At 70.0% G+C, this 13,371-nt stretch carries 12 protein-coding genes; 6 read left to right on the plus strand and 6 right to left on the minus strand.

Annotated elements, in window-relative coordinates:
• Both E3O28_RS13355 and E3O28_RS13360 read right to left on the minus strand, forming a co-directional pair.
• Positions 1–1,546, minus strand: a 1,546-nt coding sequence (locus E3O28_RS13355) for a biotin carboxylase N-terminal domain-containing protein (protein ID WP_134416411.1), incomplete at its 3' end; no start/stop codon positions are given.
• An 8-nt stretch (positions 1,547–1,554) separates the two neighbouring features.
• On the minus strand, positions 1,555–3,162 hold the full coding sequence (locus tag E3O28_RS13360) for a carboxyl transferase domain-containing protein (protein WP_104101127.1): 1,608 nt from the start codon (positions 3,160–3,162) through the stop codon (positions 1,555–1,557).
• A gap of 121 nt (positions 3,163–3,283) precedes the next feature.
• Here E3O28_RS13360 and E3O28_RS13365 point away from each other — a divergent pair, with 121 nt between their 5' ends.
• Positions 3,284–3,895: a TetR/AcrR family transcriptional regulator gene (locus tag E3O28_RS13365; RefSeq protein ID WP_134416413.1), complete on the plus strand. Its 612-nt coding sequence runs from the start codon at positions 3,284–3,286 to the stop codon at positions 3,893–3,895.
• A gap of 206 nt (positions 3,896–4,101) precedes the next feature.
• Here E3O28_RS13365 and E3O28_RS13370 read toward each other — a convergent pair whose 3' ends face one another.
• From E3O28_RS13370 to pdhA, 4 genes are all read right to left on the minus strand, one after another.
• Positions 4,102–4,764, minus strand: a complete 663-nt coding sequence (locus E3O28_RS13370) for a VOC family protein (RefSeq protein WP_134416415.1) — start codon at positions 4,762–4,764, stop codon at positions 4,102–4,104.
• 185 nt (positions 4,765–4,949) lie between these two features.
• On the minus strand, positions 4,950–6,413 hold the full coding sequence (locus tag E3O28_RS13375; protein ID WP_134416417.1) for a dihydrolipoamide acetyltransferase family protein: 1,464 nt from the start codon (positions 6,411–6,413) through the stop codon (positions 4,950–4,952).
• On the minus strand, positions 6,410–7,504 hold the full coding sequence (locus E3O28_RS13380) for an alpha-ketoacid dehydrogenase subunit beta (protein ID WP_134416418.1): 1,095 nt from the start codon (positions 7,502–7,504) through the stop codon (positions 6,410–6,412). The genes E3O28_RS13375 and E3O28_RS13380 overlap by 4 nt, the downstream gene beginning before the upstream one ends.
• Positions 7,504–8,613 (minus strand): pyruvate dehydrogenase (acetyl-transferring) E1 component subunit alpha, encoded by a 1,110-nt coding sequence (gene pdhA, locus E3O28_RS13385; RefSeq protein WP_134416420.1) that lies wholly within the window; start codon positions 8,611–8,613, stop codon positions 7,504–7,506. The genes E3O28_RS13380 and pdhA overlap by 1 nt, the downstream gene beginning before the upstream one ends.
• A gap of 133 nt (positions 8,614–8,746) precedes the next feature.
• On the opposite strand from pdhA, the gene E3O28_RS13390 reads away from it, so the two are divergent.
• The 5 genes from E3O28_RS13390 to E3O28_RS13410 all read left to right on the plus strand — a co-directional run bounded on the left by E3O28_RS13390 (position 8,747) and on the right by E3O28_RS13410 (position 13,366).
• Complete coding sequence (locus E3O28_RS13390; RefSeq protein WP_104101121.1) at positions 8,747–9,214, plus strand: Lrp/AsnC family transcriptional regulator; 468 nt, start codon at positions 8,747–8,749, stop codon at positions 9,212–9,214.
• Entirely contained in the window at positions 9,211–9,843 is a 633-nt protein-coding gene (locus E3O28_RS13395) for an LON peptidase substrate-binding domain-containing protein (RefSeq protein ID WP_241973132.1), read from the plus strand. The genes E3O28_RS13390 and E3O28_RS13395 overlap by 4 nt, the downstream gene beginning before the upstream one ends.
• A gap of 81 nt (positions 9,844–9,924) precedes the next feature.
• On the plus strand, positions 9,925–10,404 hold the full coding sequence (locus tag E3O28_RS13400; protein WP_198411414.1) for an oxidoreductase: 480 nt from the start codon (positions 9,925–9,927) through the stop codon (positions 10,402–10,404).
• On the plus strand, positions 10,401–12,419 hold the full coding sequence (locus E3O28_RS13405; protein WP_134416421.1) for a proton-conducting transporter membrane subunit: 2,019 nt from the start codon (positions 10,401–10,403) through the stop codon (positions 12,417–12,419). The genes E3O28_RS13400 and E3O28_RS13405 overlap by 4 nt, the downstream gene beginning before the upstream one ends.
• Positions 12,416–13,366 carry an NADH-quinone oxidoreductase subunit H gene (locus tag E3O28_RS13410; protein WP_104101118.1) on the plus strand — a complete coding sequence of 317 codons (951 nt, stop codon included), beginning with the start codon at positions 12,416–12,418 and terminating at the stop codon, positions 13,364–13,366. The genes E3O28_RS13405 and E3O28_RS13410 overlap by 4 nt, the downstream gene beginning before the upstream one ends.
• The last annotated feature ends 5 nt before the right edge of the window (positions 13,367–13,371 follow it).

Below are 13,371 nucleotides of genomic sequence, written 5' to 3' on the forward strand. Positions count from 1 at the left end.
CGGTGCCCGCGGCGTCGGCGCCTGCGGCGGCAGTGCGGGCGGTGGCGGTGGCGGTGGCGCGCGCGTGCAGGAACAGGGCCGCGGCGGCCGGCAGGTGGTCGGGCAGCGGTTGCCCGGGCATCCCCCGGAGTCCGAGACCGGGCAGGCTGCGCTCGATCAGGCCGGTATCGAGGCGACCGACACGCACGTCGGGGTTGTGCAGCAGCAACCGGAGAAACTCCACGTTGGTGTGCACCCCGAGCACCACGGTGTCGGCGAGTGCCCGGTCGAGGCGGGCGAGGGCCTCGGCGCGGTCAGCACCCCAGGCGATCACTTTGGCGAGCATCGGGTCGTAGACCCCCGAGATCGGCAGGCCCGGACGCAGCGAGCTGTCGACCCGGATGCCCTCGCCGACCGGTTCGGACAGGCTGCGCACGGTGCCCTGGCTGGGAAGAAAACCGCGCGCCGGGTTCTCGGCGTAGAGGCGCGCCTCGATCGCGTGCCCGGTGAGCACCACCTCCGCCTGGGTCAGCGGCAGCGGTTCCCCCGCGGCGATGCGCAGCTGCCACTCGACCAGATCGAGGCCGGTGACCAGCTCGGTCACCGGGTGCTCCACCTGCAGCCGGGTGTTCATCTCCATGAAGAAGAACTGGTCCGGGGCCGCATCGGAGACCAGGAACTCCACCGTGCCGGCGCCGGTGTAGCCGACGCTCCGGGCGGCCTGGCAGGCTGCCTCGCCGATGCGTGCACGCGTGGCCGGGTCGAGCAGCGGCGACGGAGCCTCCTCGATCACCTTCTGGTGGCGGCGCTGCAGGGAGCACTCGCGCTCACCGAGATGGATCACGGCGCCCGAAGCGTCGGCGAGCACCTGCACCTCGATGTGCCGGGGCTGATCGATGAAGCGCTCGAGCAGCAGCGTGTCGTCGCCGAACGCGCCCTGCGCCACGCGCCGCGCCGTGACGAGCGCCGCGGCGAGCTCGCCCGCGGCGTCGACCCGCAGCATCCCCTTGCCGCCGCCGCCCGCGGACGGTTTGATCAGGAGCGGGTAGCCCACCTCCACCGCGGCGGCGATGAGCTGGTCGTCGGTCTGGCCGGGCCGGGAGAACCCGGGAATGACGGGCACACCGCTGTCGGCGACATGGTTCTTGCCGCGGATCTTGTCGCCCATCACGGCAAGGGCGTTCAGACCCGGTCCGACGAAGACGAGGCCGGCGGAGGCGCAGGCGCGAGCGAAGGCCTCGTTCTCACTGAGGAATCCGTAGCCGGGATGCACGGCGTCGGCGTCGGTGGCCGCCGCGGCCGCCAGGATCGCGTCGATGTTCAGGTAGCTCGCCTGGGGCGCGGCCGGGCCGAGGCGCACCGCGGCGTCCGCGAGGCTCACGTGCAGCGCATCACGGTCGGCGTCGCTGTAGACGGCCACCGAACGGATGCCCATCGTGCGCAGGGTGCGGATGATGCGGCAGGCGATCTCGCCGCGGTTGGCGACCAGCACGGTCTCGAAGAGTGTCGAGCGCGGTGTCAGTGCGTTCGGTTTCGGTGCGTTCGGTGTCGGTGCGTTCGGTGTCATGGTGCGCCTCACATCCGGAAGAGGCCGAAAGCGGTCTCAGGCAGGGGTGGCCCGGAAACGACGTCGAGGGCCAGGCCCAGCACGGTGCGGGTGTCGGCCGGGTCGATCACCCCGTCGTCCCAGAGCCGGGCGGTCGAATAGTAGGGGCTGCCCTGCCGCTCGTATTGGGCGGTGACGGGCGCGGTGACCTCCTCCGCGGCATCCGTCGACCAGGGCAGGCCGGCCTTCTCCCGCTGCTCGCGTTTGACGGTGACGAGAACGGATGCGGCCTGCGGGCCGCCCATCACGGAGATGCGGCTGTTCGGCCACATCCAGAGGAAGCGGGGCGAGTAGGCGCGGCCGCACATGGAATAGTTGCCGGCGCCGAACGACCCGCCGATCACGACCGTGAGCTTGGGCACGCGCGCGGTGGCGACGGCGGTGACCATTTTCGCGCCGTTCTTGGCGATGCCGCCGGCCTCATAGTCGCGGCCGACCATGAAACCGGAGATGTTCTGCAGGAACAGCAGCGGGATGCCGCGCTGATCGCACAGCTCGATGAAGTGTGCCCCTTTGAGGGCGGATTCGGAGAACAGCACACCGTTGTTGGCGATGATGCCGACCGGATGGCCATGCAGATGCGCGAAGCCGGTGACCAGGGTCGTACCGTACTCCTTCTTGAACTCATGGAACTCGCTGCCGTCAACCAGACGCATGATCACCTCGTGCACGTCGTAGCGGCCCTGCGGGTCGGTCGGCACCGCGCCGTAGAGCTCGGCCGGGTCGGCAACGGGGTCGACGGCCGGCAGCCGCGGCCAGGCCGGCGGCGGAGGCGCGGGCAGGTAACGCACGATGTCGCGCACGATCTGGAGTGCGTGCTCGTCGTCCTCGGCGAGGTGGTCGGTCACCCCGGAGGTGCGGGCATGCAGGTCACCGCCGCCGAGCTCCTCGGCCGTGACGATTTCGCCGATCGCGGCCTTCACCAGCGGCGGGCCGCCGAGGAAAATTGTTCCCTGGTTCCGCACGATCACGGTTTCGTCGCTCATCGCCGGCACGTAGGCGCCGCCCGCGGTGCAGGATCCCAGCACGGCGGCGATCTGCGGGATCTTGGCCGCCGACATCCGGGCCTGGTTGTAGAAGATGCGGCCGAAGTGGTCACGGTCGGGGAAGACCTCGTCCTGCAGCGGCAGAAAGGCCCCGCCCGAATCGACCAGGTAGACGCACGGGAGCCGGTTCTCGAATGCGATCTCCTGCGCCCGGAGGTGCTTCTTGACCGTCATCGGGTAGTAGGTTCCGCCCTTGACGGTGGCGTCGTTGGAGATGACGAGCACGTGGCGGCCGTGGATCAGCCCGATCCCGGCGATCAGGCCGGCACCGGGGCTGTCGTCGCCGTAGAGTCCGGTGGCGGCCAGGGGCGCGATCTCGAGGAAGGGGCTGCCGGCATCCAGCAGCCGGTCGATGCGTTCGCGCGGCAGCAGTTTGCCACGGGCGAGGTGGCGCTGGCGGGAGGCCTCGGGACCGCCGAGGGCGACGACGGCGAGGCGGCGGCGCAGGTCGGCGACGAGCTCGCGGTGGGCGGTGGCGTTCGCGTCGAAGGCCGGACTGGTCGAGTCGATCAGACTCGCGAGTGTCTCCATCGACGACTTCCCGCTTTCCCGCTTGAGTGTTCAGCCGGTACAGTTAGCGTGCACTAACCGAAAGTCAGGTTAGCGGTTCATAACTGAGTTGTCCAGAGTTTCCGCGTGAACGGAGCACCGAATGGGAATCCTCCCGTCCTCGCCGACGGCTCGGAGCCAGGCCAAGGCCGACCGGCGGCAGGCACTGCTCGGGGCCGCCGCCACGTTGTTCGCCCGGTCGGGCTACAACGGGGTGTCGATCGAGGACCTCGGCGCGGCCGTCGGCGTGAGCGGACCGGCCGTCTACCGGCACTTCAGCGGCAAGCCGGCCGTGCTGGCCGCGCTGCTGGTGGAGGTCAGCGAGACGCTGGTGGCGAGCGGGCAGGCCGTGGTCGCGGGCGCTCCGGATGCCGCGGGCGCACTCCACGCGCTGGTGCGCTTCCACACGGACTTCGCCCTCTCGCATCCGAACGTCATCCGCGTGCAGGACCGGGACCTGGACAGCCTCGCCGCCCCGGACCGGCACCAGGTGCGCGCCCTGCAGCGCACCTACGTGGAGCTGTGGGTGAGCGTGCTCGGGCAAGTGCACCCCGAGGTTGATGCGCAGCTGCTGCGCATCCGTGCCCGGGCGACGTTCGGACTACTGAACTCGACCCCGCACACGCTGCCGGCGTCGCCGAGCGGCAAGGTGCGGCCGCTGCTCGAGGAGATGGCGCTCGCGGCGCTCGGGGCCGGGGGGCTCGCGCCCGCCTAAGCCTCGCGGGCGGGGGCTCGCGCCGGCGTGAGCCGGGCATCCGTCGACGTCGACCGTTCTGGTCAAGATCAACCGGTGTGTCTGTCGACCTCGACCGGAAGTGTCGATCTCGGCGGTAGCCGGGGCTTAGCGGCTCAGTCCACGACCGGTCGACGAGCCATCAGACGAGTATATTCGCCGGCTCAGGAGACGGCTCAGTCGCCAGCTCAGGAGACGGTGGTGCAGACGCAGAGCTCGTTGCCCTCAGGGTCGGCCAGGACCCACCAGTCGGGGGCGTGCTCGTCGGTGAGGAGATCACCGCCGGCGGCGATGACGTCCTGCACCCGGGACTCGGCGTCGATCGTGGGCAGATACACGTCGAGGTGGATGCGGTTGCGCTCGGTGCGAGCGATATCCATCGTCTGGAACCAGACCCGCGGGCCCTGGCCGTGTGGATCGACGAGTTCGATCTCGCCCTCGCTGTCGATTTCCACGTAGCCGAGACCCACCCGCCAGAACGGCCGGATCGCTTCGGCGTCGGTGCAGTCGATCGCCACGTCGTAGCGGGCCGGCCGCACCGGCGCACGGTCGGCGCCCTGCGCATCCGCGAGTTCCTGGATGCGCAGCGCAAGCCGCAGGTCGCGGTCGGTCACGCCGCCGGCGTCGTGGGACGAAAGGCGGAAGCCGACTTGGCCGTAGCCGAGCCGCACGTCGGGGTGGTGATTCATCGCATCCGCCGCCTCGGCAACCTGGTCGACCAGGCGCACAGCCGAGGCGAAGTCCCGGGTCGTGAACGAGCCGTGCAGGGCGCCGTCGAGGTGGACGAAGGCTCCGCCGGCGAGCACGGACTCGGTGTCGAGAGGGGTGAGGAGGTTGCCCGGTGATTTCATCCCCCCACTCTGCTGCGCGGTCCGAGCCCCGTCAAGGCGCGCTCGGGGGCATCCGTTGCCGGCCGGCTCCCGCAGGCTGCGAACCAATTCGACGGAGATTCTTGGAAAAATGCCCGTCTTTACCCAAATTTCGGGCTGTGGGTGCGAAAACTCCGTCGAATTCGTTAGGGGCTGACCACTGACTCCTAGAGGAGGGCGAGGGCGCGCGCGGGGTTGGCGAGGATGCCGGCGACGTCGGTCAGGAACCGGGCCGCCTGCTCTCCGTCGACGAGACGGTGGTCGAAGGCGACGCTGAGAGTGACCACCTGCCGCAGCGCGACCTCGCCGCGATACTCCCACGGCCGCGGCGCAATCGCTCCCAGCGCGAGGATCACGGCCTCCCCCGGAGGCAGGATCGGCGTGCCCGCATCGATGCCGAACGAGCCGATGTTGGTTATCGAGATCGTGCCGCCGTGCAGGGCGGCCGGGCTGGTCGCTCCCGCCCGGCCGGCGCTGGTCAGCGCGGCGAGCGCCGCGGCGAGGTCGGCGAGAGCCAGCCGGTCGGCATCCGGGATGTTGGGCACGATCAGCCCGCGCGGCGTGGCGGCGGCGATGCCGAGGTTCACGTAATGGAACTGCACGATCTCGCCGGCCGCCTCGTCCCAGCGGGTGTTGACCTCGGGCGTGCGGGCGACGGCGAGGCAGAGCGCCTTCGCGACCACGGCAAGGACGCCGATGCGCGCGTCGGCGAACCCCCGGTCGCGTTTCAGCGCGTCGATCAGCTCGATCGTCGGCGTCACATCCACGGTCAGGAACTCCGTGGCGTGCGGCGCGGTGAAGGCGCTCTGCACCATGGCGGCGGCGGTCTGCTTGCGCACACTCCGGATCGGGCTGCGGGTTTCCCGGGCACGGGGCACGGATGACGGGGGCCGGTCATCCGGTTCGGCGCGCCCGAGCTCGAGTCCCGGTTCGTTCGGTGTGTGGCAGACGCCGAGGGCTGCGGGGGCGGCGTACGCCGCCACGTCCTCCCGGATGATGAAGCCCGTCGGACCGGTCCCGGTCACCTGGGTCAGGTCGACGCCCAGTGTGCGAGCCAGCGCGCGCACCGGCGGCGTGGACCGCGGGCGCTCCCCGGTAGCCGGCACCTCCCGAGCCGCGGGTGACGCGGCCGACGTTGAGGCCGGCGTCGACGTCGAGGCAGGCGCCGACGTGGACCTCGCTGCCGGAGTAGAGACCCCGGCCCGGCCCGGCGCATCCGTCGCCCCCGCGCGGGCCCGTCGCTGCGGCCGCCCGCCACGCTCGGCCGCTGCGCCGTACCCCACGAGCACGGCCAGCCGTTCGGGCTCGCCAGCAGGAGCCGATGGACCAGCAGGAGCCGCAGGAGCCGCATCGGCGGGAGAAGCGGCCGAAGGAACTGAGGGAGGCTCGGCGCCGGCGACCTCGAAGGAGACGATCGGGTCACCCACGTGCACGGTGGTGCCGGGCTGCTGGTGGAGTTCGGCGACCACACCCGCGAAGGGCGACGGCAACTCGACGACGGCCTTGGCCGTCTCGACCTCGGCGATGAGCTGGTTGAGCGTCACCGTGTCGCCGGGCGCGACCCGCCAGGCAACGATCTCCGATTCGGTCAACCCCTCGCCAAGGTCGGGCAACCTGAAAACCTTGATCATCGTCGTCGTCCCAGCACTCGGTCGACCCCATCGAGCATGCGGTCGAGGTCGGGCAGGTGGTGGCTCTCCAACTTCGCCGCCGGGTACGGGATGTCGAAGCCGGTGACCCGCACCGGTGCGGCCTCGAGGTAGTCGAAGCAGCGCTCGGTGACCTCGGCGATGATCTCGCCACCCAGCCCGCCCGAGCGGGCGGCCTCGTGAGTGACGACGAGCCGGCCGGTTTTGCGAACGGATGCCTCGACGGCGGCGTAGTCGATGGGCGAGAGCGAGCGCAGGTCGATGACTTCGACCGAGATGCCCTCGTCGGCGGCGGCGAGCGCGGCATCCGTCGCCGTGGTCACCAGCGCTCCGTAGGCAATCAGCGTGACGTCGGTGCCGGCGGCCACGACCCGGGCACTCTCGAAGGGCTCGCCGAGTTGCGGGGTCACCGGGCCGGCAACGTGGTAGCGGCGTTTGGGCTCGAAGAAGAGGACCGGGTCGTCGGAGGCGATCGCTTGGCGGATCAGGCTGTAGGCGTCCTGCGGGTTCGAGACCGCGATCACGCGCAGGCCCGAGGTGTGCGTGAAGTAGGCCTCGGGCGATTCGGAGTGGTGCTCGGCGGCGCCGATGCCGCCGCCGAACGGCACCCGGATGGTGATGGGCATGCGCAGGGCCCCCTGGGTGCGGTAGTGGAACCGGGCCACCTGGCTGACGATCTGGTCGAATCCGGGGAAGATGAAGCCGTCGAACTGGATCTCGCAGACCGGGCGGTAGCCGCGGTACGCCAGCCCCACAGCGGTGCCGATGATGGCGGACTCGGCCAGTGGGGTGTCGACGACCCGGTTTGGCCCGAACTCGGCGAGCAGGTCGCTGGTCACCCGGAACACGCCGCCGAGGGCGCCGATATCCTCGCCGAGGAGCACCACCTTCGGGTCGTCGAGCATGGACTGGCGCAGCCCGGCGTTGATCGCCTTGGCCAGGGTCAGGGTCTTCGTGTCCGTCAGCGCCGCCTCGATCGGCGACACCGGCGTCACAGGCACCGGCGTCACAGGCACCGGCGTCGAGCCGTTCGCGCGTGTAGCCGGAGCACTCCGGATGGTTTCGATTGACATCAGACCTTCTCTCCGGTCGGCTCGAAGCTCGCCAGGTAGGCCCCGTACTCCGCACGCTGGCGGTCGACCCCGGTGTGCGGGGTGGCGTAGACGTTGGCGAGCACGGTCAACGGCTCCGGGTCAGGCAGGCCGATGCAGCCGGCGCGCAGCTCGGCGGCCGTGGCGTCGGCCAGAGCCTGGGTCTCAGACTCCAGCTCGGGGGTGAACAGGCCGAGAGAGTCGAGCAGCCGTCGCAGTCGCAGGATCGGGTCTTTCTTCGCCCACTCCTCGAGTTCGGCCGCCGGCCGGTAGCGAGTGGGGTCATCCGCGGTCGTGTGCGGGCCCATCCGGTAGGTGACGGCTTCGATGAAGGTGGGGCCTCCCCCGGTGCGGGCCCGGTTCAGGGCCAGCCGGGTCGCGGCCATCACGGCCAGGACGTCGTTGCCGTCGATTCGGAGGCTGGGAATGCCGAACCCGGGGGCCCGGCCAGCGATGCCGAAGCGGGTCTGCAGTCCGACCGGCTCGGAGATGGCCCAGTGGTTGTTCTGGCAGAAGAAGACCACCGGCGCCTGAAAGCTCGCCGCGAACACGAGCGCCTCGCTGACGTCGCCCTCGCTGGTCGCGCCGTCGCCGAAGTAGGCCACGGCCACCGAGTCCGCGCCGTCGAACACGGCTCCCATCGCCCAGCCCGTGGCGTGCAGGGTCTGCGCCCCGATGATGATGCTGGGCGTCGCCATTCGGTACACCAGCGGGTCCCAGCCGGATTGCGCGGTGCCGCGCCACACCCGGAGGATGTCGGTGGGCGCTATGCCCCGGCACCAGGCGACGGCGTTCTCACGGTAGCTGGAGAAGACGAAGTCGTCGGCGCGGAGCGCGCGGCCCGAGCCGATCTGCGCGGCCTCCTGGCCGAGCAACGGCGGCCAGAGCCCCAGCTCTCCCTGACGCTGCAGCGCCGTGGCCTCGGCGTCGATGCGGCGCACCACCACCATGTCCTGGTAAAGCGCCGCGAGGTCGGCCCCGGTCACCTCCGCGACCCAGGGATCCAGATCGGCGTCGGCCAGCCGCATCCCCTCGGGGCTCAGCAGCTGCAGAAGAATGTCGGGGGTTTCCCCGGTGTGGACAGTGTGCATCAGATGCGCTCCCAGCGTCGTTGCCGAAGTTGTTGAGAGCGTACGATTCCGAAACACGGAGCACAACCATGACAATGAATTTTGAGCAATTTGCCCTATTCATGGGGCACCCTGCCTGCTACCTTCGAGCAGTATGCACAGTCTGGACAAAGTCGACTTACAGTTGCTCCGCGCTCTATGCGCCGAACCGCGCAGCACGTTCGTGGCGCTCGCCCAGCAGCTGCGCCTCTCCCGCAACACGGTGCAGGCGCGCATGGCCAGGCTTGAGGAGTCGAACGCGTTCCTCTCCTTCGACCGCCGCATCAACCCGGTCGCGCTGGGCTATCCGCTGACGGCCTTCATCGAGGTGCACGTGCAGCAGAAACGCCTCGCCCAGATCGTGGCCGAGCTCGCCCGCATTCCGCAAATCGTGCAGGCGCACGGCATGAGCGGGGCGACCGACATCCTGGTGCGCGTGGTGTGCGCGGATGCCGACGACCTGTTCCGCATCGACGGCACCATCCTCGCCTGCGAGGGTGTCGATCGCACCGAGACGTCCCTGGCCATGGGCGAGCTGATCCCCTACCGGATCACCCCGCTGCTGGAGCGTACCCGCCCATGACCGCGCTGCCGGTGACGTCCCTGCCGATGTTCCCGCTCGGGTCGGTGCTGTTTCCCTATATGCCGCTGCAGCTGCGGGTGTTCGAGGACCGCTACCTGGTCATGCTGTCGCGCATCCTCAAGGAGGAGCCGGCCGAGTTCGGCGTGGTGCTGATCGAACGCGGCCAGGAGGTCGGCGGCGGCGAGCGGCGGTTCCACTACGGGACCGTGGCCCAGATCACCGAACTCGAGGCCTCCGAGGGATTCGTCGGGGTGACCGCCCAGGGCGAACGCCGGGTCGAGGTCATCGACTGGGTGACCGAAGACCCGCACCCCCAGGCCACGGTGCGCGACCTTGCCGAGCTGGACTGGGACGACGACCTGCTGCCACTGCGGGACCGGGCCGAGCAGGCCGTGCGACGCGCCCTGGCCCTCGCAAGCGAATTCGCCGACCAGCTCTGGCCCTCGACGGTGGAGCTGTCCCGGGATCCGACGGCGGCCGCCTGGCAGATCGCCGGCATCGCCCCGCTGGGCCCTCTGGACCAGATCGAACTGCTGCGGTCCACCTCGATGGAGCAGCTCCTCACGGCGGTGATCGAGTACACCCAGGAAGCCGTGGACTCCCTCAGCGCGCCCTGGCCCGAAGAATAACCCCAATCTATTTGATAAATTCATCATATAGGTATATAAAGAAGTAATGATGTATCGTGCCACACGGAGCCTGAGTTGAGCGTGAAACGACTCCTGAACCTTATCCGAACCAGTGGCCGCATCGCCGAAGCGGCCCCACCGGCCCCGGCCCTGTTCCCCGGCGCCGAGGTCTTCGGCGGCAGCGTGCAGGTGCGCTTCATCAACGCCGGCAGCTGCAACGACTGCGCGATGGAGGTGCAGAGCGCGTTCGGCCCGGTCTACGACGTCGAACGCTACGGCATCCGTCTGGTCGCGTCGCCGCGTCACGCCGACGTGCTCGTGATCACGGGTGCCGTGACCCGCAACCTGATCGAGCCGATGCGCCGCACCATTGACGCCACGCCGACCCCCCGCTTCGTGATCGCGGTCGGCGACTGCGCCATCACCGGCGGCGTCTTCGCCGAGGGTTACGGCGTGGCCGGGCCGGTGTCGGACTTCGTGCACGTCGACCTGTCCGTGCCGGGCAACCCGCCCGAGCCGGCCGTCATCGTCGAAGCACTACGCCGGATGACCGGTCGATGACCGCCCTCGAAGCCGGCCTGCTCGGCCAGACCCTGCTGCTCGTGGTCGCCATCGCCGCGGCCCTGCTCACACCCACTTCATGGCGCTCGCGGGTCAGCGGATTCTTCTGCACCCTGCTCGCCGTGGCCGGCGTCGTCACCGGTGCGATCGCGCTCTCCGGCGGCACCGGGTCGCTGAACATCCCCACCGCCCTGCCGATGGACCCGCTCGTGCTCTCCCCCGACCGCCTCGGCGGACTGGTCATGGTGGTCGTCTCCGTCGTCGGCGTGCTCGCCTCCCTGTTCGGGATCGGCTCGGCCCGCGTGGCCTCGGCCTCGCGCACCTCGTGGCTGTCGATGGCCGTGTTCCTCTCCGGCATGCAGCTCGTGCCGGCCACAACCGACGTGGTGTCGTTCCTGTTGTTCTTAGAGATCATGACGCTCGGCTCCACGGCGCTACTGCTGGCCCACCACGCCACTCGCGGCACGGTCGCCTCCGCCCTGGTCTGGTACTCGGCGATGTCGCAGCTGAGCTTCTTCTTCGTGCTGGCCGGCTTCGCCATGCTCGCCGGCCTGGCCGGCGGCACCGGGTTCGCCGACCTCGCCACCATCGATCCCTTCACCTGGCAGGCGAGCGTGGCCTTCCTGCTGCTGCTGCTCGGCTTCGGCGGCAAGGCTGAGCTCGTGCCCCTGCACGTCTGGGTTCCGCGGGTGCTGCCCGAGGCCCCCGGCCACGTCGCCGCAGCGATGAGCGGCGCGATGGTCAACATCGGCGCCTACGGCGCACTCCTCGTCGTCGTACGGCTGCTGCCGAACGGCCCGGCCTGGTGGGGAGTGCTGATCATGGTGCTCGGCGGGGTGTCCGCGCTCTACGGGATTCTGCAGGCCTCCGTGGCGAGCAACCTCAAGGTGCTGCTTGCCTACTCCACGACCGAGAACATGGGGCTGGTGTTCCTGGGGCTCGGGGCATCCGTTTTGCTGCGCGCCGACAACGCAGCTGCCGCGGCCGACGCGGCCCTTGTCGCCGCCCTGCTGCTGATGCTCAGCCACTCCGCGTTCAAGTCCACCCTGTTCCTCGGGGCCGGCGCCGTGGCCCGCGCGGCCGGCGAGATGAATCTCGACCGGCTCGGCGGCCTCGGCAGCCGGATGCCCTGGACCGCCGCCGCGTTCGGCGGGGCCGCCATGGGCGCCGCGGCCCTGCCCGTCACGAGCGGGTTCGTCGCCGAGTGGATGCTGCTGCAGGCTCTGATCCACGGTTCACGGGTCGACGGGGAGGTCGTCTCCGTCGCGGCATCCGTGGCCATGCCACTCGCGGTCGCCGTGATCGCCCTGACCGCCGGGCTGGCCCTGCTCACCTTCGTCAAGGCCTACGGGATCGCCTTCCTGGCCCGCCCGCGCTCCCGGAAGGCCGCACTGGCCGACGAGGTGCCCGTCATCATGCGCATCCCGCTCGTGCTCGGCGCCCTCCTCGTGGTCGGGCTCGGCCTGCTACCGGGCCCGCTCGCCGTGGCCATCGGCTCGGCCGTGGGCCCGGCGTTCGCCCCCGACGTGCGCACCATCGGCCTCGCCGGCCTGGACGCCCGCGGCATTGACGCCGTACTCGACCCCACCACCTTCATCGTGCTGGCCGGCCTGCTGCTCGCGCCCGTGCTGATCACGCTGTTCATTTCCGCCCGGCGCCACCCCACCCGTACCTCGCCGCTCCCCTGGGCCGGCGGCGGGTCACGGCTGCGGCCGCGGATGCAGTACACGGCCACCTCGTATGCCGAGCCGCTGGTGCGCGTCTTCGACGACGTGCTCCGGCCCACCCGCGACGTGGAGGTCACCCACGTGGGTGAATCCCGCTACCTGGTGGAACGCGTCCACGTGGAACAGACCGTGTCCGACGTGGTCGAGACCCGGCTCTACCGCCCGGTGCTGAACCTCATGCAACGGTTCGGCATTCTGGCCCGACGCGCGCAGAACGGCAGTATCCATCGCTACCTGTCCTATTCCTTCGTCGCCCTGCTTTCCGTTCTGATCGTGGTGTCCCTGTGACCGGCGCCGCGGCGATCATCATCGCCCTGGTTCAGCTGGTGCTGTTCGTGTTCCTCGCCCCCCTCCTGATCGGCGTGATCCGCCAGGTGCGGGCCCTTCTCGAAGGCCGGGCCGGTTCCGGCATCTGGCAGCCGTGGCGCGATGTGCGCAAGCTCCTGGCGAAGAACCCGGTGCGCGCCGCCGACAGCAGCTGGATGCTCGCGGCCGGTCCGGTCACCCTCCTGGTCTCCAGCCTGCTGCTCTGCGCACTGCTGCCGCTGGTCGGCACCCTGCCGCTGCCGCTCATCCCCAGCGACCTGTTCGTGATCGTCTCCATCATGCTGGTCGGCGTGGTGGCCCTGGCCCTGGTCGGCCTCGACGCCGGCACCGCGTTCGGCGGAATGGGTTCCAGCCGTCACATGACCGTCGCCGCTCTGGTCGAGCCGACCCTGCTGCTCGCGGTCTACGCGCTCTCCATCCCGGCCGGCACCTCCACCCTCTCGCTGATCGTGGAGACCCGGCTCCTGAATCCGGCCGTGATCATCTCCCCGGTCAGCCTGCTGGCCATGGTCGCCCTGGCCATCGCCATCATGGCCGAGACCAGCCGTCTGCCGGTCGACAACCCGTCGACCCACCTCGAAGTGACCATGCTGCACGAGGCCATGGTGCTCGAGGCCTCCGGCCGCGACCTGGTCTGGCTCGAACTCGGCTCCTGGCTCAAGCTGGCCGCCCTGCTCGGCCTGCTCAGCAACCTGATCGTGCCGTGGGGAATCATGACCGACTTCTCGGTGCTCGGCGTGATAGTCGGCGTGGGCGCCGTCACCGTGAAAATCCTGCTGCTGGGCGTTGTGCTCAGCGTGGGTGAGGTCTTCCTGGCCAAGGCGCGGCTGTTCCGCGTGCCCGAGCTGCTGGCGGGGTCGTTCGCCCTCGGCCTGCTGGCTGTCACCGCTTCCTACCTGGTCGCTTAGGAGCA

The organism is Cryobacterium sp. TMT2-14 (assembly GCF_004402465.1).
Taxonomy (GTDB): domain Bacteria; phylum Actinomycetota; class Actinomycetes; order Actinomycetales; family Microbacteriaceae; genus Cryobacterium; species Cryobacterium sandaracinum.

Excerpts from the sequence above, each read along its gene's own strand:
- E3O28_RS13360 (WP_104101127.1), bottom strand. The coding sequence starts at position 3,162 with ATGGAGACACTCGCGAGTCTGATCGACTCGACCAGTCCGGCCTTCGAC.
- E3O28_RS13365 (WP_134416413.1), top strand. The coding sequence starts at position 3,284 with ATGGGAATCCTCCCGTCCTCGCCGACGGCTCGGAGCCAGGCCAAGGCC.
- E3O28_RS13370 (WP_134416415.1), bottom strand. The coding sequence starts at position 4,764 with ATGAAATCACCGGGCAACCTCCTCACCCCTCTCGACACCGAGTCCGTG.
- E3O28_RS13375 (WP_134416417.1), bottom strand. The coding sequence starts at position 6,413 with ATGATCAAGGTTTTCAGGTTGCCCGACCTTGGCGAGGGGTTGACCGAA.
- E3O28_RS13380 (WP_134416418.1), bottom strand. The coding sequence starts at position 7,504 with ATGTCAATCGAAACCATCCGGAGTGCTCCGGCTACACGCGCGAACGGC.
- pdhA (WP_134416420.1), bottom strand. The coding sequence starts at position 8,613 with ATGCACACTGTCCACACCGGGGAAACCCCCGACATTCTTCTGCAGCTG.
- E3O28_RS13390 (WP_104101121.1), top strand. The coding sequence starts at position 8,747 with ATGCACAGTCTGGACAAAGTCGACTTACAGTTGCTCCGCGCTCTATGC.
- E3O28_RS13395 (WP_241973132.1), top strand. The coding sequence starts at position 9,211 with ATGACCGCGCTGCCGGTGACGTCCCTGCCGATGTTCCCGCTCGGGTCG.
- E3O28_RS13405 (WP_134416421.1), top strand. The coding sequence starts at position 10,401 with ATGACCGCCCTCGAAGCCGGCCTGCTCGGCCAGACCCTGCTGCTCGTG.